Origin of the sequence: Algoriphagus sp. (genome assembly GCF_046296635.1) — a bacterium.
Classification (GTDB): Bacteria; Bacteroidota; Bacteroidia; order Cytophagales; family Cyclobacteriaceae; genus Algoriphagus.
The window spans coordinates 24,078-46,770 of the sequence record NZ_JBKBKZ010000006.1 but is presented as its reverse complement, the minus strand read 5'-3'; the positions used below and the strand labels follow the sequence as shown (position 1 = coordinate 46,770).

Genomic DNA, 22,693 nt, shown 5'->3' with positions numbered 1-22,693 from the left:
TAATGGCGGCCCCCGGGTGTTTTTTTTTGTGGTGGTGGGGGTTTGTTAATCGGGGGGGCCCGGTTTCCCCAATCCCCCCACCTTATTTACAAAATCATCCGGTCCCCGAGCTTGCCGAGGGGCAAATCAGAATTCTGTCATTAGAATAAAATATTCCCAATCAAAGCTTAAACCTGACCCCCTAAAGTTGCTACCTGCCTTTTAAAGTTGATTAAAATCGTTGTGCCGTTACTGACGTCCTGAATCAGTTTCCCATCAATCTGACGGGTAAGCAACTCGACTAGCTGAGTGCCGAAGCCGGTGCCTTTTGCTTTAGCATCTACGACTTTACCCACTCCATTATCACTGATTTTCAATTGAAAATCGTCTTCACCCACTTTTTTCAAACTCAATTCGATATTTCCTTTTTCACCTGTGGGAAAAGCGTACTTCAAGGAATTGGTGAGCAGTTCATTTACTATCAGGCCTAGAGGTACGGCCGTATCGACATCGAATTCAAGTTCCGGCATTTCAATCGTGACCTTGATTCGCTCGGACTCATTGTAAGAATCGAGGATATTGATGCACAGGTTCTCGAAATAATTTTTCATTTCAATAAACGCCAAATGCTCACTTTGATACAGTTTTTGGTGCAAAATTCCCATGGACTGAACCCTGTTTTGGCTTGCCAACATGACTTCCTGCATGGTTGGGTCATCCATTTTTGCAGACTGCAGCGCCAATAAACCAGAGACCACTTCCAGGTTGTTTTTAACTCGGTGATGGATCTCCTTCAGCAACAGGACATTTTGATTGTTTTTCAATGAAAGTTCCTGTTGGGTTTTGGTCAGGTCGCTGACCATGGCATTAAGTTGCTGCGTCCGCTCTGCCACCTCATGCTCCATGGCAAGGAAAAGCCTGCCATACTGATTGGTGATGTAAATGTAAATCCCCAATGGATAACTGATGTATAGCAATATCAGATCTACATAATAAAAAAATGTGCTCAGCGTGATAAGGTCCGCATTGACCATTCGATTGACCAATAAGAAAACAGAAGTACCAATGGCTCCAATAGTTACGTAAAGCGCTCCTCTATTTTTCTCGTTGATGGCTATCCGCATGATGATCACCATCAAAATAATTACAGCAAGAATAATCGTAGCATCAAAAAGGATAAAATTGAAAACAGGAATAAAATAATTGGCGGTTCTCAGCAGTGCCAACCATACCAAGTGCTTGGTCCAATAATATTTTTTTATCCTAAAAAGAGAACTTAGCGAATAGGGTAAAAGACCATACCCCAAACCAAAAGCGGTAGAATTTAATATGCTACTGAAGATTGGATTTGTAAAACCGTCAAGATCTAAAAACAGCAGTATATGGGCACAAATAGCAGCACATAAAAAGAAAAAGGTGATGAGCGTAATCACCAGGTAAGGATCCTCTTTCCTGAATTTGAAATACAGGAGAACATGCAACAACAACAGGATAGAGAGTACCACTACGATGACAGAAAGCGTAGCGAAGCTGTTGGCATACCGAAAGTCTGAATATTTTGCTCGGACTGCCGAGGAAAACCCAATATCAAAGCCTAGGTTTTCAGAAAAGTATCTGAATATTTTGAAGTTATTTTTTGCCTGATGGTTAGAAAATCTAATGGCTAAAGTATGAACCTCCTGTGGTGCAAATTGTAATGGTCGGTCTCCAGTATAATTGGGAGAATAGGTTTTTTCCAGTTGGCTATCCTGCGAAAAACTTCCGTAGCTAGCCACTAACGATCCATCCAGATAGATTTCTGCTGCTCCCCAAGAGTAAAAATAGAGCCTTTCAATAGCCTCAATGGTATTTGGATCGGCTGTAAAGGTAATCCTCCACCAGCCAAACCCTTTCCACAAGCTATCCGGCATTTGGTAAGCTTTTAGGTCAATTGGGTCTAAATGGTACCAATCAGAATCATCAAAATCAGGGTCGGCCCATTCCAAATTATCTCCGGGTTGATAGTGCCAGGCATCTTTGAATTTCAACTCCAGTAATCCTTCCTTGAAATGGCTGTTATCCAAATTTGGTTTTTGGGCATAGGAATCTAAAGTCCCTAAAAGGAAGAATAGGAAGAGGGAAAGAAAGCCGAATAATCGACTAGAAAATTTAAACATCAGTGGGGTTTGAGGACCATCCTGCATCTTCCAAACATACTTGGATTTGTCGAGATAGTCAGGCACTGGAGCGGGGAAATCGCTTTTACTATTTTCTGTAATCTAATTTTCCGCTTCTTTATCGGTAGATCAAAATGGCCTCGACTTCGCTCGGCCACCGGATTTCGGGTTATTTGAAGGGAGGGGAAGAATATGCGGCGGCGCCGCATATTCCTCCCCTCCCCTAAAAACAAAAACCTACGGACACCGAGCAAAGTCGAGGTGAAACTTACTTTCTACCGAATCTTCCTCCGAAAAGTATTCCCCTGCATTGGGATAGATTATGGCGCTGTTCGTCCTAGGTTGAGGCTTTTGGAACATTAGTTTCATTACTTTATCTACGATAAAGCAAAACTAAATAGTAATGAAATCAAGCATGACCCTTCGGTATTACACAGAGGAATGACCCAATGGCTATCGAGGGGGGTGTCATGCGAGATTCCACCTGCCTGCCGGCAGGCAGGTGTGGCCTTTAAAAATCAAATTATAAACACATGAAAAAAGTAGGCATCATCGGAGGTTCGGGCTTTATTGGAAGCTACAACACCCAAAAGTTTCTGAATGAAGGATACAAGGTAAAAGTATCTACCACAGACCTTTCCAAAAAGGAAAAGTACGAGCACTTACTCAGCCTCAAAAATGCTGAGAACCTGGAAATCGCTCAATTGGATGTGGAAAACAAACAGGAGCTTTTGGATTTTCTGAAAGACTGTGAACTAGTCATTCATGGAGGAACACCATTCCAATTAGATGTGAAAGACCTTCAGAAAGAATTGTTTGACCCGACGATCAAGGGTACCGAAAACTTCTTGGAAGCAGTTCTCAAAACTCCCCGGATTGAGAAAGTTGTATTCATTGCATCCGTGGCGGCTTACAATACCAACTTCCCATTTTTGCCAGGAGGAAAAACTGAAGGTGAGCAAATCACTGAAAATGATGCGCCATTTATGAGCGAAGAAGGCATTCCTTATGCCCAGGCAAAGTTTATCGCCAATCAGGCGGTCAATAAATTCATCGCAGACCACCCTGATCTAAGTTTTGAAATTACTTCTGTTTCACCGACGGGTGTAATGGGGAAATCTCTGTCAAACAGACAGGATTCCACTTCAACGGGTATACAATTTCTGTTTAAAAATAAAATTGCCCCCAATCCCTTCATTCAAATGATCTATGATGTGGATGTATTATGGGCATTGGTGGATGTAGAAGATGTTGCCGAAGCGATTTTCAAAGCGGCTACCACCAAAAACATACATGGGAAAAACTATCTCTTATCAGGGGAAAGTTACAGGGTCTCGGATATCTCATTGATGCTGAATAACCAATCTCCGGTAGGCAAGCCTGAAATTGTTTACAGTTCTGCTTTGGCAACAAAGGATTTGGGAATAAGCTTTAAACCAGTAAGTATTCCTTTGAATAACTATTCAAATTAAAAGCGCTTATGTCTATAATGCCTTACGGAATGTCTATGCAAAGATTGGAGTTGTGTGCCATTTTTAAGAACGACATCACTTTCATTTAAAGTACAAATAAAAAAATCATTTAAACAAACAACAAAATGAAAAACCATTTCTTATCCTTATTAATTATTGTGGCGAGTATCATTACTTACAGTTGCAATACAAACACACAAGAAATTAATTTAGACGCTAATCGAGATATTGTAAAAAAATACCATAAAGTTTGGTCTAACGGAAAGATAAGTCTTCTCGATACAATAATATCCCCAGACTTTGTTTGCCATTTTATAGGCGGACTAGAATGGGAGGGAATTGAAGGAGCAAAAAATTCCATCTCAAATCACAAAAAGTCATTTCCAGATTGGACAGAGGAGATTGTTGACATTATTGCTGAAGGTGATAAAGTAGTGACAAGGTATAAATCGACAGGTACTCATCAAGGGATTTTTAATGGCGTGGACTCTACTGGTAATAAAGTTATAATTTATGAAACTTCAATTTATCGGTTAGCAAACGGAAAAATTATCGAACAATGGGGATTCCCAGACGAGGTGAGTTTAAGAAATCAATTGCAAACAAAGAAATAACATTTAAAATCCGAGAATTATGAACAACCCATTTTTAGCACTACTTGCAACATTCTTACTTTTCAGTAGTTGCCAATCAACGGATAAAAATGGGGTTTTAGAAAAAAACAAAGCAGTTGTTTTGGAATACCACGAGGTTTGGAATCAAGGTAAAATGGACCATTTCGATGATATACTAACTTCTGATTTTGTATGTCATTATTTAACAAGTGAAAAATGGACAGGCATTAAAGAAGCTAAAAAAAATATTTCAGGTTGGAGAGCCATTTTTCCGGATTGACATGAAGAAATAGTGGATATCATTCAAGAAAATGATAAAGTGGTCACTCGCTATAAAGCCACAGCAACCCATACCAAAACGTACGAAGAAATTGAGGTAACAGGAGCTCAAATTGAGATATACGAAGATTCTATTTATCGCATAAGTAATGGTAAAATAGCTGAACAATGGTGCTTCCCAGATGACCCAGCAATCAAAAAACAAATTCTTGATTTTAAGAAATAAATGTAAGCTACAATGAATATCAAACATAATATGAAATCAATTTTAACCAGCCTAGTAGTTGCAATACTAATAATTTCATGTGGTACGCCACAGAAAAATAAAGATTTAGTGGTTATCAATCAACCGGCAGAGTTTGATACTCAAGAAGCACTTTGGTTGATTTGGCCATCTACAAATCATAAAGAAAGCGAATCTGTTGAAAAAGTTACTCTTTCCATTATAGAAGCTTTAATTGGCACTACAGATATTGTAGTTACCTGTAAAAACAAAGAACTTCTTAAACAAGCACAAGAAACACTAAACAAACGCTTCGGAGAACAACCACGACTTACAATCTTGGAAATTTCATCTTTTGAGATATGGGCTAGAGATATGGGGCCTATTTTTGTGCAGACAAATCAAAATACATTCGCCATTGCAGACTTCAATTTTAATTCTTGGGGCTACTCCGATACTTTAAACACGGATACCAAAACAGAAGAAATGTATGATGTACGGGTGGCTAAACATTTAAATTTACCTGTGATTTCTAGTGCTATGATTAGTGAGGGTGGAAACAGAGAAGTAAATGGGAAAGGTACTTTGATAACAACCGAGTCTGTGGAAATGGGAAGAAATCCTACCATGACTAAAAAAGAAATGGAAGCCGAGTACAAAAGATTATTAGGAACAAAAAAAGTAATCTGGTTAAAACAAGGCTTGGTTGAAGATGACCATACCTTCCTCGGCCCAATTACAACCCCGGACGGAACTAAAGCATATACAGTAGCTACTACAAATGGTCATGTAGATGAATTTATGCGTTTTGTAAATGATTCTACTATCCTTTTAGCAGAAGTAGATCCTGCAGAATTAGCTGACCCAATCGCTTTTGAAAATAACAAACGAATGGAGGAGAATTATCAAATTTTATCCAAAGCAACGGACCAAAACGGCAAACCATTTACCATCATCAGAATGCCACTTCCCGGAACAATTTACAACTCCATGAGTCCCGGTGACTATGTATATGAATTTATGAAAACATTAGACTATGCGGATGGCAACAAATTCCCTGATGGACAACGTGTAAAAGTAATGGCTGCATTTAGTTACCTCAACTTTATCATTACCAATAAAGTCATTATTGGTCAAACGATTTGGAGGGAAGGAATGCCTGCTGCGTTGAAATTGAAAGATGAAAAAGCGGCCGAGGTTTTAAAGGCTGCTTTTCCAGATAAAAAAGTAATCATGATAGATGCCCTTGCTGTGAATTTAGGTGGTGGCGGCATTCATTGTATAAGTATGCAACAACCGGCATTATTAAAAAATAAAATCAAATTTTGAAACAAATCAAAAAGTTAAAGCCTCAATAAAAGTAAACAGTTTGGTTGAGAGATTAAAAGGCTTTAATACACAAAATCTGTAGATTAATCAATCAAATTTTAAAATGAAAACAAAACTAACCAGCGTACTCTTTATCGCATTCATATCCTTTTTTTCCATTATGGTTTCAGCCCAGAAGCGTTTTGAAATAAACGATATGGATAGAATTCATACCCTTTTCGACCCGCAAATTTCACCAGATGGAAAATCAATTTTGGTAGTGGTTGCAAAACCAGATACGCTTACAAATACATTCAAATCTGCTATACATAAAATAGATATTTCTACACAAAACAGTCAACAACTCACGTTTGATAGAGCTACGGTTCGTTCGCCAAGATGGTCACCCTCAGGAACTCAAATAGCATTTATTGCTGCTGATGCTGAAAAAAAATCACAAATATTTGTGCTGTCTATGGCTGGTGGAGAAGCCAAACAAATTACAAAATCGCCTACTGGTGTATTTCTGTTTAGTTGGCGACCAGATGGAAAAATGATTGCCTTCTCGCAATTCGATGAAGTGGCCAATAAAAAAGAAATAGAAAAAGGCTACGATGCATTTGAGGTAAACAAGCATAGTATGTTTGTAAAAGCCAGGCTCAGTTCCACACATTTGTGGCTTATAGCATCAGATGGTGGCGAAGCAGAACGATTAACATCTGGTTCATGGTCTCTTTTTGTTGAGGATATAATGTCAAATATCTCTTGGTCACCAGATGGCACAAAAATAGCATTTCAACAATTTGAAACACCTTATTCGGGTGGCTTGATTTCTACTAGCAACAGCATTGACATTGCGACTAAAAAAATAAGTAGAATTACGACAAAGACTGTAGAAAAAGATGCCATTCACCTCGAAGGTCAAACTATTTTTTCGCCAGATGGGAAATCTATCGCCTATCAGTTTAACCTAAAGAATGTAGGGTATGGTTCAGATATATTTTATAAATCGCTTATTAGCAGTGAAGAGAAAAATTTAACCGCAGAAATAGATCGCTGTTTTTTTAATGCCGAATGGAGTAGCGATAGTAAAGCATTGTTTGTAGCTGCCAATGATTTTAATACGGTTTCACTTTGGATGCAACCCCTAAACGGTGTGGCAAAAAAAATAAGTTTAGGGGATTTGTGTACCAATGGGGGTACGTATGGGTATCAGTTTACAATAGGTCAAAATAACGCAATCGCCATTGTTGCAAGCACCTCGCAATCACCTAACGAACTCTATTATCTTTCCAATCCAGATGCAGACCCTCAAAAATTGACCCATTTTAATAAAGAAATGGATGCATTTACCTTTGGAAAACAGGAAACGATTTCTTGGAAATCTGATGAATATAAACCTAACGGTATTATTACTTTTCCTCCAGACTTTGACCCAAAGAAAAAATACCCTTTGGTAGTTGAACCCCATGGTGGGCCAAGATTGGCATCGAAGGAGACATTTAATTTTTCTACACAATTAAAGGCAGCCCAAGGCTATATTGTTTTTCAACCTAATTATAGAGGAAGCGATAATATGGGCTATGGATTCTCAGAAGCAATTAATGGTGATATGGGAGAAGGCCCGGGAAGAGATGTGATGCTAGGCATTGAAGAGCTAAAGAAAAGACCTTATGTAGAAGGTAATAATATAGCAGTTACAGGCTGGTCTTACGGTGGTTTTATGACTACCTGGCTTATTGGAAACTACAAAGGCTGGAAATGTGCCATTGCCGGAGCTGCCATAACAGATTGGTTTGAACAATATTCTTTATCAGATTTTGGAACGACTTATCAATTTGAATTCGGTAAAGGTAAATCGCCTTATGTAGATAAAAAAGTAAAGGAAGACTGGATAAAAAACTCACCGATTACTTACGCAGAAAATGTAAAAACACCCACACTTTTACTATCAAATACTGATGATGAAAGAGTACCCATATCGCAATCTTATCAATATTTTAGAGTGCTGCAAGATATTGGTACAGAAACAAAATTTATAGCATTTCCTATTTCAGGTCATTATCCTGCTGATCCTTTAAGACAAAAAGAACTGCAAAAATATACATTAGAATGGTTGGGATCTTATTTAAAGTAACGTTTAAAAAAATAATGACAGTGCTATATCCTCTTTTCTAAAACAAATTTTCAAAGTAAAATCAAAAACTTAAAAATATACAAATCAAAAAATCATGAATAAAGCAGTAAAAAAACACCTCTTTTTTATCGCATTGATACACTTATTTTCTTTTAAGCTTTGGGCTCAAAAATGAAATTACAGCTTTGTGCATTATTACCAGAAACCTCTAACCCATGATAAAATTCTTTAGAAAAATTAGACAGAACCTACTTTCAGAAGGGAAGACCGGCAAATATCTCAAATATGCAGTTGGAGAAATTTTCCTTGTTGTTATTGGGATTTTGATAGCATTAAGTATCAATACCTGGAATCAAGAACGTCTTGTAAAGCAAGAAATGAAAACCAATCTTATAAATCTTTCCACAGCCATAAAACAAGATCTTGATCTTTTGAAAGAAATAGAAGCGTTTAATGACTTCAGGGCTAATTCAATATTACAAATATTAAAATGGACTGAAATTCCTTTTCAGGAAATAGATACTATACCTATTAAACTAAAGAGCACATTAATATGGCAAGGAGAAATACCCAAAACATTTAACGCTGAATTTTTTGAAAAATCATTTTTGCGAATAAATTCTCCTAGGAGCATGGTTGTGCAAACCTACGCATTAGACGAATTAAAAAATTCAGGTTTGTATTCTAAATTAGATAATCAAGAGCTCAAAAATATATTGAATCTATATTACAGCCAATTAAAATGGTTTTTTGGGCAGGATGAATTCTCGCCAAATAGATTCGTTCTTGAATTAAGAAACCATATAATGATTAATTATAATTTAATCGAAACAGATATACCTTTTATTGTCAACCCCTTAGAAACCATAAAAAAAGATCTTGGACTTCTTGTAAGATTGAGAGAAGTTAGATACAATGCTGGTTGGAGATTAATCGGGGCTCAAACAAGCATAACTAGGGCGGAACTATTGCTTGTAGAGATACAAAGAGAGATTGATGAAATTTAAAGTTTAGTCTATAATTATTGCAAACCACTCACCAATGATAAAATTCTTTAGAAAAATTAGACAAAATCTATTGACTGAAAACAAATTCAGCAAGTACCTCATATATGCAATTGGAGAAATTATCCTTGTGGTCATTGGGATTTTAATTGCGTTGAGTCTAAATAATTGGAATCAAAATATTACTTCCAAAAATGAACTAACTCAAATTATTAAGGAGGTAAGAAATGATCTCAATAAAGACATTGAATTTTTAAATTTGATGATTGAAATTTCAGAAGAAACGATATCTAGTATTGATAATTTACTTAACAAAGACAACAGAATGCCTGAAGACTCATTATTGATTAATATTACAGGAATTCATCGTTTTACATATTTTGTACCGACAAATTTTGGATACAATAAATTGAATAAACATCCAAGAACAGAACTATTACCTGATAGTTTGACAAATAATCTTACAACTTACTATACTGGTTATTCAATTGAAAGAAATGAATTGATTTCGCAAACAGGTACAGTAAACAACTTTAATTATTTTCGGAATTATCTTATTAAACAGGGATTTCCGCTAGAAATGGAAGGATTAAAAAGGCCTAAAGATTTATCTAGTTTGAACTATATTATTAACGATACAGCGTTTATCGGAATCTTACGAAATTCAAAACTTGTTTGGACTGCGGAAATCGGAATGTTGATCAATGCTCGGGAAATGGCTAAAAACAACCTTGAAACAATAATTAATTATCTCTCAAGCATAAATTGAATAGACAAAAAAATAATGAAAGAACAACAATTTATATAAAAACATATGTATATCCGCAATTCTGCCAGTAGCCAAATTTTATTAAGTTCCACCTCGACTTCGCTCGGTGTCCGTTAGTTTTGTTTTTAAGGGAGGGTAGGAATATGCGGCCCAGCCGCATATTCCTACCCTCCCTTCAATAACCTGAAATCCGGTGGCCGAGCGAAGTCGAGGCCGTTTTGACCTACTGGCAAAGAAGCGAATAATCATATTCTATAAATAAACCAACTAGAAACAACTAAAATTTAAAATGAAATATATGAACCGGTTATTTTTAATTTTCTTCTTAATCTCAATTTGTTCTACATCCTTCGCCCAAAAACCCCGGGCAAGAGATTTGGGTGTTCCGTTTAACGGTACAACTGGTCAATTTAATGCCATCACAGATGTGAAAGGAGTAGAGGTCGGATACAGCACTATCATCTCAGGAAGCGGGGAAAATAGGGTGGGAAAAGGACCTGTCAGAACAGGCGTCACCGCAATTTTCCCACGAGGTAAAGCACAAAAATTCAGTCCTGTGTTTGCCAATTGGTACAGCCTGAACGGAAACGGGGAGATGACAGGAACCACTTGGCTGACAGAATCCGGCTTCCTAGAAACCCCGATCATGATCACCAATACCAACAGCGTAGGTGTGGTCCGGGATGCGGTTTTGAAATGGTATGTAGATTCAGATTGGTATCAGGGTGAAGAGTGGTGGTACACCTATCCTGTAGTAGCCGAGACTTACGACGGTTTTTTGAATGATATCTATGGATTTCATGTAGAAGAAAAGCATGTATTGGAAGCTATCAATAATTCATCTGGTGGTCAAATAGCCGAAGGAAATGTGGGAGGTGGCACTGGAATGATGTGTTTGGGATTTAAGGGAGGAACAGGCACTTCATCGAGAATCATTCAAATTTTGGATTCCACTTACACGGTTGGGGTTTTGGTACAAGCAAACTTTGGCAGGAAACCTTCCCTCACGATCGCCGGAGTTCCGGTGGGAAAGGAATTGATGGACACTTTGAACAATGAATTGAAACTGCCTCCACAATCCTATCGCCAAGAAGGAGACGGGTCTATCATCGTGGTGGTTGCAACTGACGCACCCTTACTTCCACATCAGTTGAAGCGGATTGCGAATAGAGTTCCAATTGGAATTGGGTTGACAGGAGGAATAGGAACAAACGGCTCGGGAGATATATTTATAGCTTTTTCCACTGCCAATCCCGATGCTTTTCAGCGCTATGATTTCTCGGAAGTGAATATGCTGCCCAATGATCTGATAGACCCGCTATTGGAAGCCACGGTTCAGTCTGTCGAAGAAGCCATCATCAATGCCATGATCGCAGCAGAAACCATGGAAGGTATTAATGGAAATAAGTCTTATGCATTGCCTCATGGATTGCTGGTGGAGGTACTCAAAAAATACAATCGACTGAATAAATAAGAAAAGGTGATATTGAAGAAAAGTAGGAAAAATGAAAAGGGTATGCACCCTAAAATGAAACTCCAAACTCCTTCTTTCTTTGATAACGGTACAACATGTACCATTTTGCCTACGCAAATCCAAAATAAAATGAGATATCAAACAAACATCTTAGCTGCTGTAATTTTTTCAGCCTTCACCCAACTGCTCATAGTTAGCAATGCTTCCGCGCAGTGGACAAACCGCTACGCCAAACTCAATGACTTTGGCCATCATGTTTACCTAGAGCAGCATGAGCTCCCAATTCTTGCTCATGGCCCCACAGATCCTGCTCCAGCGCCGGATGGAAAGCATCTTGCTTTTTCAGCACGTGGTTGGATTTGGAATCTGAATCTGGACTCTGGTTCAGCCCTCAGACTGACCAAAGGTCCAGGAATAGACTCTCGCCCTCGCTGGTCTCCCAATGGCAAACAACTTGCTTTCGTTCGAGACGAGGGACGAAATACTGCTATCATTGTCAGGGAACTAGCAAGTGGACAAGAAACAAGAATTGATACGGAGGCCATCGAGCTGGACCCTGAATTCTCGAAAGACGGAGAATGGCTCTACTATAGTTCAGGAGTCACTGGTTCAATCAATCTTCGTCGATATCACCTAGCCAAGAAAACAGATGAACAGCTAACAGACCTGCCACAGGTAGAGCGCAACTCACGAAGTCTGCCCAAAGGAGAAAGCCTCATGTACCTCCACGGAAGGGGAGCGCACCGAGTGCTTAGGATCAAAGACTTTGCGTCGGGAACCGATACCATCGCACTTGAACAAACTCTGACCTACCACTTTACCGCTGACGCTCACCCGACTCAAAACCTGATCGTTTACAGTGCACCGATTGACAATGACTATCATCTTTGGACTATGGATCTCAATGATCCCCGGGTGAAGCACCGACTCACTGACGGCGATCCTTTCGCCTTAACTCCGGCCTTCAGTACTGATGGTAATCAGATTTATTTCGTGGAACTGGACGAAAACCGTCAGTTTCGCTTGATGCGAATTGCTACTTACGGTGGCGCAACTGAAGAAGTGAAAATCTCGAATTGGGATCTTGGAGAGGCTAGCGGAACATTAAATGTGAGTGTAAAAGATGCTACCGGGAAACCTATCACGGCTCGTGTATCAATCATTCGAGAGGATGGCTATCCCGTGGCTTTCCATGAAGATGCTACTTTCGTGGATCCTCAGTCGGGTCGTCATTATTTTTACCTGGAAGGAGAATCACAATTCAATCTTCCTGTTGGAAACTATCGCGTAACAGCAGTTCGCGGGCCGATGACGCCGATGATGGAATCGACCATCCAAGTAATTGAAGGCAAAGGAGTAGAAACAAGCCTCAAACTTACTTCCATTTGGGATGCAGCAGCCGCAGGCTATTTCTCAGCAGATCACCATGTACATCTAAATGGCGACGGGCATCACCGGGCCACACATGAAGATGCACTTCGTGCGATGGCTGGAGAAGATCTTGACTTACTCGCCCCTATGTCATGGAATCGCTGGGAGCGCAGAATTGATGGTTTGATTGTAGGCAAAGAAACTGTCAAAGAGGGACGGATTGTCGTCCAAAGCCAGGAAGTACGATCCCACTTCCATGGACATGTAAGCCTACTCGGTGTGAAGCAACCCTATGCGCCTTGGTTTTGGGGACCAACAAATCCAAAATTGGGTGACCCTGATCGAAGCAATGGCGAAGTAGTGGATTACGCTGACCGAACAGGGGCTTTTACGACTTATGTGCACCCTATCAGCGATGATTCCAATCCCTTCGACCATTTGGATGAGGGTCCCATTCCCATTGAGCTAATTTCAGATGCAGTTCTTGCCGAGCGCATCGGATTGGAAATGGTATGCGCCTGGACCAGTCCACTGGGAAACAGTCAGGTTTGGTATCGTCTGCTTAATATCGGTAGACCGGTAGCGGCTATGTCTGGAACTGACATGTGGGTGGATTTCCATCGGACGATGGCAGTTGGCACCGGCCGAAATTATGTCCAATTGGATGGAAAGGAAATCACTTCCGAATCTGTACTCGAAGCAGCCATAGCCGGAAGGGGATTTGTGACCACCGGTCCTGCTTTGCTTTTCCAAGTTGGACAAAATGCTCAACCGGGTGATGTAGTCGCAAGTGGAAGACAGAACTGGAAAGCAACTTTGGCCGGAACCAATGACATCGACGTGGTGGAGCTAGTGGTCAATGGTGTGGTAGTTGAGAAGCTGACAGGAATCAAAGCTGGTGAAACGCGAGAGTACAAAGGCCAAGTTGTCTTACCAAAAGGCGGTTGGGTAGCGATCCGGGCCTATGCCAGCGAGCTAAAAGAAGACACCTGGCCAAGCATGCACGCGCGACCATTTGCTCACAGTTCTCCGATCTGGATAGAGTCGATTGGTAGTACTGACCCCAACTCTCGCAAAGCAGCCGCCGCGGATCTGATTCGAGCCATTGATGCTTCTGAAAGAATAGCAAGAGTAGCTTATGGAGAAACCGAGATGACCCGAATGATGACTCGATTTGAAGAGGCGAGGAAAAAACTAAGAGAGATGATAAAATAGTCCCGTTATGGGCCTGATATGGGTAGCACAAACAATTCTCCATGACGCAATCGTGCCTTAAGGTACGGGATATTTAGAAAAACCACATTATGTAAAAACCATATTGCGTACCTGCCTACCGGACAGGCAGGCCTACGGCACGCTATTTCTGATTACACATCTGATTTCTACCGATATTTTGTCCCTATCGGAACTGTAAGTATTCCTAAAAATTTGGACCAAAAAGGGAAAGAAAGGCGAAGAATAATTTCATTCAAACCAAAAAAACATCAGGGTACCTCCATCAAGTGATAGGAAAGAAAATGAAATTCTAAATTATCAAAACTTGCAAACTTTGCAAGTTTTGATAATTTAATGTGTATTTTTACTCAATGTACCACTATACCAATCGCAAAGAATACATTAGTAAACTGCTGTCTTACAAAGATGCAGACCTAATAAAAGTGGTTACGGGTTTGCGTAGATCGGGAAAAAGCACACTGCTGGAACTATTCCAAGTCCAGTTACTGAACCTTGGTACTGACAAAAAACAAATTCAATTCTACAACTTTGAACTCCCCGAAAACTATCTAAACAAATCGTGGAGTGACTTGTATTTTGAAATAAAGAAAAAGTTGCACCCTGAAAAACCTAATTATGTGTTTTTGGACGAAGTGCAAAACATCCCGAATTTTGAAAAATTAGTGGACGGGCTTTTTGCCACCGAAAATACAGATCTTTACATTACAGGTTCAAATGCATTTTTGTTGAGTAGCGAACTGGCAACTTTGCTGAGCGGTCGTTACATAGAGATTTCTATTTTACCCTTTTCTTTCAAAGAATACTTAACAGCACGAAGCATAGAAACGAGCAACAAATACCTAAACTTCGAGGCTTTGTTTTTTGATTTCGTAAACGAAACTTCATTGCCAAAAGGAGTTGAATTAAGAGAAAGTGGATATGACAAGATTTACGAATACCTAGAAGCCATTTACACAACAATCATAGAAAAAGACATTACCCAACGCTACCAAATAAATAACAAACGAGCTTTTGTCAACATTGCGAAATTCGTGGCTTCTACGATTGGAAACGCGCTTTCCCCAAGCAATATTTCCAATACGCTTAAACAGGATGGTCAAAATATCCATCACTCCACAGTAGAAAAGTACCTAGAATATCTGGTGTCTAGTTTTGTATTTTACAAAGTGAATCGGTTCGATTTGAAAGGCAAAAAACAATTGGCTACACAAGAAAAATATTATTTGGTGGACTTAGGCCTATTAAATGTTTTGGTTGGAAAAGACCGAATGACAGACAGAGGTCACATTTTGGAAAATATTGTTTTTTTGGAACTTCTTCGTAGAGGAAACAAAATCTGGACTGGAACCTCCAGAAGTACTGAGGTGGACTTTGTTTGCAAGACTTCCTTAGGCAATATTGAATACTACCAAGTAGCTTGGCAATTGACAAGTGAAAAGACCGTTGAGCGGGAATTTAGTGCACTGGAAAAAATAAAGGACAACTATCCAAAATTCTTACTTTCAACGGACTCGTTTACGCAGGATCGCAGTGGAATAAAAAACTTAAATGTATTCCAATGGTTGCTTGAATCCCAATAAACCTGACTTTTTGGAATGATCAACTTGGGATGGTATTCTCAAACCCGAATTATGCATTAGGTTTAGTTATGAGGCCTTTAATTGCAAGAAAATCAGGCTGTTTGGAGACTGAGTCAAAGCACCGCTATGGTGAAGTCGAAAACAGCAACATAGTGACTGATTTTGAAGCAATTAAAGGCCACAATAGAATTGCTAATGCATATTTCGGGTTAAATCTTGAGATGAAGAAATATTTTCTGAATTGAAATTCAAAGGGTTGATAACCCTCGTTCGGAAAGAATTCCCATACATTGGGGAAGATGTCCAAGCAATTCGTCCTAGGTTGAAGCGCTTTGGCTTTTGATTTAATTTTCTCTTTAAATGCTCGGCTATCTCAAGCGAATACAAATTATTTTCTATCGCCCAAGCGACACATGGCTAAAAGAAAATCAAAACGTACCTAAAGGAAGCAATCTGGATGGCTCCATCTGCCTATTTTAGAATAATTCGCTAAATGTCCGAGAGTTATCCCTTTTTCGACTATTAATTTTAACTATATCTTTTCTATGGTTCGATCAATTTCCTTAAATTCGTTTCCATAAAACCTATTTTATTAGGATAAATAGAAATGAGCATATTAGAATTTTCAAAAATCTTCCAAGGAATTCCTGTCTTTTCAATAAATGATATTGAAAAGAGATTTCCTGGTTTTGAACGGGAAAACCTACTGAATTGGCAGAAAAAGGGATACCTATTGAGGGTACGAAATGGTTGGTATAGTCTTGCTGACGGAATTAAAACGCAGGAACAAGTCTATTATACCGCTAATAAGATCTATGCCCCATCCTACATCTCATTGGAATCTGCTTTCGCACATTATGGGTGGATACCGGAGGGCGTTTTCACCTTAACCTCCATTTCTACGCGCAAAACTACTATGTTTGATACTCCCAAAGGCCGGTTTAGCTACGCAAGTATAAAGCCTGCTCTTTTCTTTGGTTATCGCATTATTAATAAGGATGGCTATGGTATCAAATTGGCGGAACCTGAGAAGGCACTACTTGATTTCCTTTATTTTCACCCAAAGGCTCAAGAAGAAGATGACTTTGAATCTTACCGCTTTAATTTACCCCAAATGTGCGCAGATATACAAACCGAGCAATTGGAAGCCTTTAGCGCCTTGTTTTCTTCACCCAGCCTTATGAAGCGTTTATCCACCATCAATAAAATGATAGACAATGCTCAATCTTACTGAAATTCTTTCAGCATATCCCGAAAGTTTGCAGATACACCGAGCATTTGTGTTGCGCGAATATTTGCAGTACAAAATATTGGAGATCCTTTTCGATGGGCCCTATGCTTCCAAATTTTTATGATATCGTTTTTCTGCTTTCCAAATCTGTGAAACCAAATTACGATTACCTGCAGATGAAACTAGGCGTATCCAATTCCGGGCAGTTACGGGATCGTATCCGGGACCTGTATGCCCGTACAAACATTGAAGAAATGGTAGGCGACGTAAGCCCTTTTTTGTTTTATCCGGCCGATGAAAAGAAAATCAGGCTCTTTCTACCTATTGTTGAACAGGCAGATTTGGGTTAGAATCAAGGTTGAATTTTATTCTGATGATTGGATTTAGAAAATTGTCTAATTAGCTATCAATAATTCAATCCCGACAAGTAATTCACATCAAACAAAATCCATTTTCCCTCAATACCTCCCCCGAAAAATAATCCCTACTGTTGGGATAGAAAACCATGCAGTTCGTCCTAGGTCGAGGCGCTGTGGCTCTTGATTTTTTTATCTTTTCCAAAAACCTATTAAATACAGTTTAATGGAAAAACTTTTTGAGTTGCTCTTTTTAAATTCAACATGCAAACCACCCAAGAAGGATTAAAAAGAGAAGTCGGTGTGTGGGGACTCTCGGCCAATATTGTCAATATCATGGTGGGAGCAGGCATCTTTGTTTTGCCAGCCATTATTGCCGAAACCATGGGCGCATCCGGGGTATTGGCATATCTCTTTTGCGGATTGCTGATCGGCTTGATCATGCTTTGCTTCGCAGAGGCAGGTAGCAAAGTCACCCATTCCGGAGGGGCTTATGCTTACGTAGAAACTGCATTTGGAGCTTATCCGGGCTTTTTGGTTTCCATATTTTACATGATGGCTGGGGTCTTCTCAGATGCGGCAGTTTCCAATGCATTGGTTGAAATTTTAGGATTGATCTCTCCTGTTTTCAAGAATCCAATCGCAAGAGTTATTACCCTTTTTCTCTTTTTTTCAGGATTGGCTACCCTTAATGTGATCGGTGTCAAACAAGGAATTGGATTGGTTAAAATCACTACAGTTGGCAAATTGATCCCTCTGTTACTTTTAATCAGTTTGGGTTGGAAAGATGTCCAATGGATCAATCTTCATTGGGAATCAACCCCGACAATTCAGCAGTTAGGGCAGACGTCCCTGATTTTATTTTTTGCTTTTATGGGCGGAGATGCCGCATTGATCATTGGAGGAGAAATCAAAAACCCTCAAAAAACCATTCCTAGGGCGATTTTTATCGGGATTTCCTCCGTCTTGATTATTTATATCATGATTCAGTTGGTTTCCCAAGGGGTATTGGGTGATGAACTTCCAAATTTCAAAGAAGCTCCATTGGCAGAAGCCGGAAAGCTCATTTTGGCCCGGTCGGATATACCTTGGTTTTCGTCGGGGCAGCAATTTCTATGTTTGGGATGCTTAGCGGTGAGATCCTCAATAATCCAAGAGTGATTTTCAGGTTATCCACAGACGGGGTGATTCCTTTTAGTAGGTTGGCTTCCATTCATCGCCAATTCAAAACCCCTTATTTGGCAATTATACTTTACGCCGGAATTGGGTTTACTCTGGCTTCCATCGGTGGTTTTAGGACATTGGCTGCCATTGCCGCTTCAAGCTTGCTCTTGGTCTATTTTGCTGTGTCGCTTTCGGTCATCAAGCTTCGAAAAATCAAAGATTTACCTTCCGATGGATTCAAGATTCCTTTCGGGCCTACTGTTCCGATTATTTCGGCAGGAATCATTCTTTTTTTCCTATCCAATATGACGGGAACGGAGATGAAAGGGACGCTCATTCTGATCCTCGTATTGACAGGTATCTATTTCTTGGGAAAGGTCTTCAGAAAATGGAAAAAGACTAGAGGATAGAAAGGACTAAAATGTTGAACCGGAAAATGTTTAACTTCTGAACTTCAGCCTGGAATGAATATTTTCTCAGGCAGTCCATTCTGAAAAACAAAATAAATCGCCGCTATCAAAGAAAATCTTATGCAGTCAAGAATTACAATTTCCCTCTTCCTATCCATTTGCTTCAGTCTATTCTTCGGACTCAGCAGTTCGCTTCATGCACAGACTTATGGCAAAAACGGAATGGTCGTTTCGGATCATTACCTAAGTTCCGAAGTTGGGGTTTCTATTTTGAAAAAGGGAGGAAATGCCATCGATGCCGCAGTGGCCACGGCTTTGTCTCTGGCGGTGACACATCCTTCTGCAGGAAATATTGGAGGAGGTGGATTTATTGTTTTGATGAAGTCAGACGGGGACGTCACTACTTTCGATTTTAGAGAAAAAGCTCCTTTGGCTGCAAGTCCTACCATGTTTTTGGACGAAAATGGAAAGATCAGAAATGATTCGAATCATGAAGGATTGCTTTCAGTCGGTGTGCCTGGGACGGTGGCAGGACTTTATCAAGCTCATCAAAAGTATGGCAAATTGCCTTGGAAAGATTTGGTTCAACCTGCAATTGATCTGGCGAAAAACGGATTTCCCATGTCTTGGGGATTATACAATGCGGCACTCAGAATGTCTGCTTTGGATCCTTCATTTGATATCATGCAGAACTTTTTCCGCGGAGCAGATGGAGAAGTAGTTGCTCCGGACGAACTCTGGAAGCAGCCCGCATTGGCAAAAACTCTGGAAGCCATCCGTGATCAGGGGAGAGATGGATTTTATAAGGGATCGGTAGCCGCCGAGATTGAAAGCTACATGAAAGCCAATGGGGGAATCATCACGCAGCAAGACCTCGCGAAATATGAAGCGGTGGAGCGATCTCCAGTGAGGACTACATTTAAGGACTACGAGATTTTTTCCATGCCTCCTCCAAGTTCGGGTGGTGTCACCCTGATCGAAATGATGAATCTGATGGAAGCGGCAGATATTTCCAAAGTGGAATTTAACTCTACCGCCTATGTGCATCTTGTGGCAGAAGCGATGCGAAGGGCTTTTGCGGATCGTGCGGAGCATTTGGGTGACCCGGATTTCAATCCCGAAATGCCGATTGATCGATTAATCTCCAAGGAGTTTGCCAAAGAGCGGTTTGCAAACTTAGATCTGACCAAGGCCTCGCCGAGTGATTCTTCCAAGTTTGGGCAACTTTACGGTGGTGATCATACGACGCATTTCTCAGTGGTCGACAAGGAAGGCAACGCCGTCTCACTGACCTATACTTTAGAAAATAGCTACGGCGCCGGAATGGGTTCGGACAAGCTTGGCTTCATCTTCAACAATGAGATGGGCGATTTCAATCCTATTCCTGGAATCACCACCACTACCGGGCAGATCGGTACAAACCCAAATTTGGTCGCACCTGAGAAACGAATGCTATCCAGCATGACGCCTACTATTGTGGCAAAAGAGGGCAAGCCTTACCTCGTCATCGGCAGCCCCGGAGGAAGAACGATCATCAATACCGTGTTTCAAACCGTGCTGAATGTGCTCGCTTACGATATGCGGATCGATCGGGCGATCGAAGCCATGAAAATCCACCATCAGTGGCTTCCCGATCAGATTCTCTATGAACGCAACTTGCTTTCACCGGATACCCGGGACGCTTTGGAAAAAATGGGACACACCCTTCGCCCTACAACCAATCTTGGAGTGCTAATGGGAATTACTTACGATGCAAGACTCGGAATATTTGTCGGAGCAGCAGATTCAGCAAGTGCAGATGGAGCTGCTAGGGGGTATTGATATTGACTAAAAAATGAATTTATGAAATCAAATAATTATTCTAATATGAAACAAATCTCACTCATCCTAATCATCCTTTTTGCTTTTTTCTACACGCCATTAGAAGCCCAGGAAAAAACCAAACTCGAACTTACTGACCTCTTCAGTATGGAGTATGTCACCGATCCGCAGATTTCTCCGGATGGATCCCAGATTGTCTTTATCCGGAACTTCAAAGACATCATGACCGACCGGGATTACTCCAATCTCTGGATTAGCAATGTGGACGGCAGTCGAGTCCGTCAACTCACCCAAGGAAATCAACGCGACTATGCTCCACGCTGGTCCAATGATGGTAAGAAGCTTGCCTTCCTTTCCAATCAGGATGATGAAAAAGTCAAACTCTATGTCATGTACTTGGACACCCGCGAGACGATCTCACTGACCAATACGGCTACTCCTCCCGGTGCGGTATCCTGGAGTCCGGATGACAAGCAATTGGCATTCACTCAGTTTGTACCTGGAACCAAAAAAACCATGCTGACCATCCCAGGGAAACCTGAGGGTGCGGAGTGGAATGCTCCTCCTATTTTTATAGATGGGTTGAACTATCGAAGGGACGGAGCAGGATACTTGAAACCGGGCAAAACCCAGATTTTCACTTTGGGAATCGATGGAGGCACGCCAAGACAGCGAACTTTCACTTCCAACAATCACGGAAGTCCAATCTGGGCTAAAGACGGTAAAAGCCTCTTTTTCTCAGCCAATCTTCATGAAAACAATGAATTGGAGCCAGCCAATTCAGAGATCTATCGCTTGGATCTGAGTTCAGGAGAGATAAAGGCTCTGACATCTAGATTTGGGCCAGATGCCAATCCTGCACTTTCACCTGACGGGAAACTCATTGCTTTTACCGGAAATGACGATACGTTTCAAGGCTACACGGTATCTAATCTGTATGTAATGAATGTGGATGGATCCGGTGTGAAAAACCTTACCGCTGATCTGGACCGTGATGCTGGCAATCCTCAATGGGAAGGAAATGGTCAGGGGATCTACTTCCAGTACGATGAATTTGGCGATACCAAAATCGGGCATGTCGCGCTGACGGGAAAAATCCGAATCGTGGTCGAAGGACTTGGAGGTTTGGATTTGGGAAGGCCTTACAATGCCGGAACTTTCACAGTCTCTGCCAACAACCGCTTCGCTTTTACCCAAGGCGGACCGGAGCACCCGGCTGATTTGGCGATTTGGAATGGGGGAGAAACCAAAAGACTGACGGCAGTCAATGACGATTTGTTTTCCTTCCGAAAGATTGGAAAAACCGAAGAAATCTGGTGGGAATCTTCTTTTGACCAAAAGCGAGTCCAGGGTTGGATCGTGACTCCTCCCGATTTTGATCCTGCTAAAAAGTATCCTTTCATCCTTGAAATCCACGGTGGCCCATTTGCCATGTACGGGCCATCTTTCGCCTATGAAATTCAAGCCTATGCCGCTGCTGGTTATGTGGTCCTTTATACCAATCCGCGAGGAAGCACCGGTTACGGAGAGGAATTTGGAAACTCAATTCACCACGACTATCCCAATCATGATTACGATGACCTTATCTCGGGAGTCGATGCGGTAATTGCCAAAGGCTATATCGACACGGATAACCTATTTGTAACAGGAGGTTCAGGCGGCGGTGTTTTGACAGCTTGGATCATTGGTAAAACCGATCGCTTCAAAGCTGCTGTGGTGGCCAAGCCGGTGATCAACTGGACGAGTTTTGTGCTGCATGCAGATTCGCCGGCATTTTTTGCCAAGTATTGGTTTGGAGCGATGCCTTGGGAAGATCAGGAAAACTACTGGAGAAGATCGCCATTATCTCTTGTGGGAAATGTGAAAACCCCAACGATGCTGCTGACGGGCGAACAGGATTTCCGAACGCCCATTTCTGAATCCGAACAGTACTATGCTGCCCTCAAACTCCAAGGCGTGGAGGCTGCTTTGGTTCGCATTCCAAATGCTTCACATGGCTTGACGGGGAGACCAAGTATGCTCATGAGCAAGACCGCAGCGATTTTGAGTTGGTTTAACCATTATCGGGATAAAAAATAAAACCCTTTCCTCTCATCTAACCCAATTTTA

Annotated in this window: 16 protein-coding genes and 1 pseudogene; 16 read left to right on the top strand and 1 reads right to left on the bottom strand. The window is 40.8% G+C overall.

From position 1 onward, the window contains the following. Positions 1–167: 167 nt before the first annotated feature. Positions 168–2,135 carry a histidine kinase dimerization/phosphoacceptor domain -containing protein gene (locus tag ACK4HU_RS06270; RefSeq protein ID WP_409804411.1) on the bottom strand — a complete coding sequence of 656 codons (1,968 nt, stop codon included), beginning with the start codon at positions 2,133–2,135 and terminating at the stop codon, positions 168–170. Between the two features lie 533 nt (positions 2,136–2,668). On the opposite strand from ACK4HU_RS06270, the gene ACK4HU_RS06265 reads away from it, so the two are divergent. The 16 genes and pseudogenes from ACK4HU_RS06265 (at position 2,669) to ACK4HU_RS06190 (ending at position 22,663) form a co-directional block, all read left to right on the top strand. Continuing rightward, positions 2,669–3,607 carry an NAD-dependent epimerase/dehydratase family protein gene (locus ACK4HU_RS06265; protein WP_409804408.1) on the top strand — a complete coding sequence of 313 codons (939 nt, stop codon included), beginning with the start codon at positions 2,669–2,671 and terminating at the stop codon, positions 3,605–3,607. Positions 3,608–3,732: 125 nt separating this feature from the next. Then, positions 3,733–4,221, top strand: coding sequence for an ester cyclase (locus ACK4HU_RS06260; protein ID WP_409804406.1), 489 nt, complete (start codon positions 3,733–3,735; stop codon positions 4,219–4,221). Between the two features lie 19 nt (positions 4,222–4,240). Then, a pseudogene (locus ACK4HU_RS06255) lies at positions 4,241–4,726 on the top strand (ester cyclase). Positions 4,727–4,756: 30 nt separating this feature from the next. Further along, complete coding sequence (locus tag ACK4HU_RS06250; protein WP_409804404.1) at positions 4,757–6,052, top strand: agmatine/peptidylarginine deiminase; 1,296 nt, start codon at positions 4,757–4,759, stop codon at positions 6,050–6,052. 103 nt (positions 6,053–6,155) lie between these two features. Next, a complete protein-coding gene (locus ACK4HU_RS06245) occupies positions 6,156–8,168 on the top strand; it encodes a S9 family peptidase (RefSeq protein WP_409804401.1) in 2,013 nt (670 codons plus the stop codon). 215 nt (positions 8,169–8,383) lie between these two features. After that, positions 8,384–9,175 (top strand): DUF6090 family protein, encoded by a 792-nt coding sequence (locus ACK4HU_RS06240; RefSeq protein WP_409804399.1) that lies wholly within the window; start codon positions 8,384–8,386, stop codon positions 9,173–9,175. 34 nt (positions 9,176–9,209) lie between these two features. Further along, positions 9,210–9,941 (top strand): DUF6090 family protein, encoded by a 732-nt coding sequence (locus ACK4HU_RS06235; RefSeq protein WP_409804397.1) that lies wholly within the window; start codon positions 9,210–9,212, stop codon positions 9,939–9,941. A gap of 298 nt (positions 9,942–10,239) precedes the next feature. Beyond that, complete coding sequence (locus ACK4HU_RS06230) at positions 10,240–11,415, top strand: P1 family peptidase (protein ID WP_409804394.1); 1,176 nt, start codon at positions 10,240–10,242, stop codon at positions 11,413–11,415. A 129-nt stretch (positions 11,416–11,544) separates the two neighbouring features. Further along, a complete protein-coding gene (locus ACK4HU_RS06225; RefSeq protein ID WP_409804391.1) occupies positions 11,545–14,001 on the top strand; it encodes a CehA/McbA family metallohydrolase in 2,457 nt (818 codons plus the stop codon). Positions 14,002–14,372: 371 nt separating this feature from the next. Then, the gene (locus tag ACK4HU_RS06220) at positions 14,373–15,602 is read left to right on the top strand and encodes an ATP-binding protein (protein ID WP_409804390.1); all 1,230 of its coding nucleotides are present in this window, start codon (positions 14,373–14,375) and stop codon (positions 15,600–15,602) included. Between the two features lie 607 nt (positions 15,603–16,209). Then, a complete protein-coding gene (locus tag ACK4HU_RS06215; protein WP_409804387.1) occupies positions 16,210–16,836 on the top strand; it encodes a hypothetical protein in 627 nt (208 codons plus the stop codon). Between the two features lie 146 nt (positions 16,837–16,982). Continuing rightward, positions 16,983–17,183: a hypothetical protein gene (locus ACK4HU_RS06210; protein WP_409804385.1), complete on the top strand. Its 201-nt coding sequence runs from the start codon at positions 16,983–16,985 to the stop codon at positions 17,181–17,183. A 270-nt stretch (positions 17,184–17,453) separates the two neighbouring features. Beyond that, positions 17,454–18,350, top strand: coding sequence for an APC family permease (locus ACK4HU_RS06205; RefSeq protein WP_409804382.1), 897 nt, complete (start codon positions 17,454–17,456; stop codon positions 18,348–18,350). After that, on the top strand, positions 18,314–18,763 hold the full coding sequence (locus ACK4HU_RS06200; RefSeq protein ID WP_409804380.1) for an amino acid permease: 450 nt from the start codon (positions 18,314–18,316) through the stop codon (positions 18,761–18,763). Before ACK4HU_RS06205 ends, ACK4HU_RS06200 begins: the two co-directional genes overlap by 37 nt. Before the next feature lie 120 nt (positions 18,764–18,883). After that, positions 18,884–20,584 carry a gamma-glutamyltransferase gene (gene ggt / locus ACK4HU_RS06195; RefSeq protein WP_409804378.1) on the top strand — a complete coding sequence of 567 codons (1,701 nt, stop codon included), beginning with the start codon at positions 18,884–18,886 and terminating at the stop codon, positions 20,582–20,584. A gap of 45 nt (positions 20,585–20,629) precedes the next feature. Beyond that, the gene (locus ACK4HU_RS06190) at positions 20,630–22,663 is read left to right on the top strand and encodes a S9 family peptidase (RefSeq protein WP_409804376.1); all 2,034 of its coding nucleotides are present in this window, start codon (positions 20,630–20,632) and stop codon (positions 22,661–22,663) included. Positions 22,664–22,693: the final 30 nt, after the last annotated feature.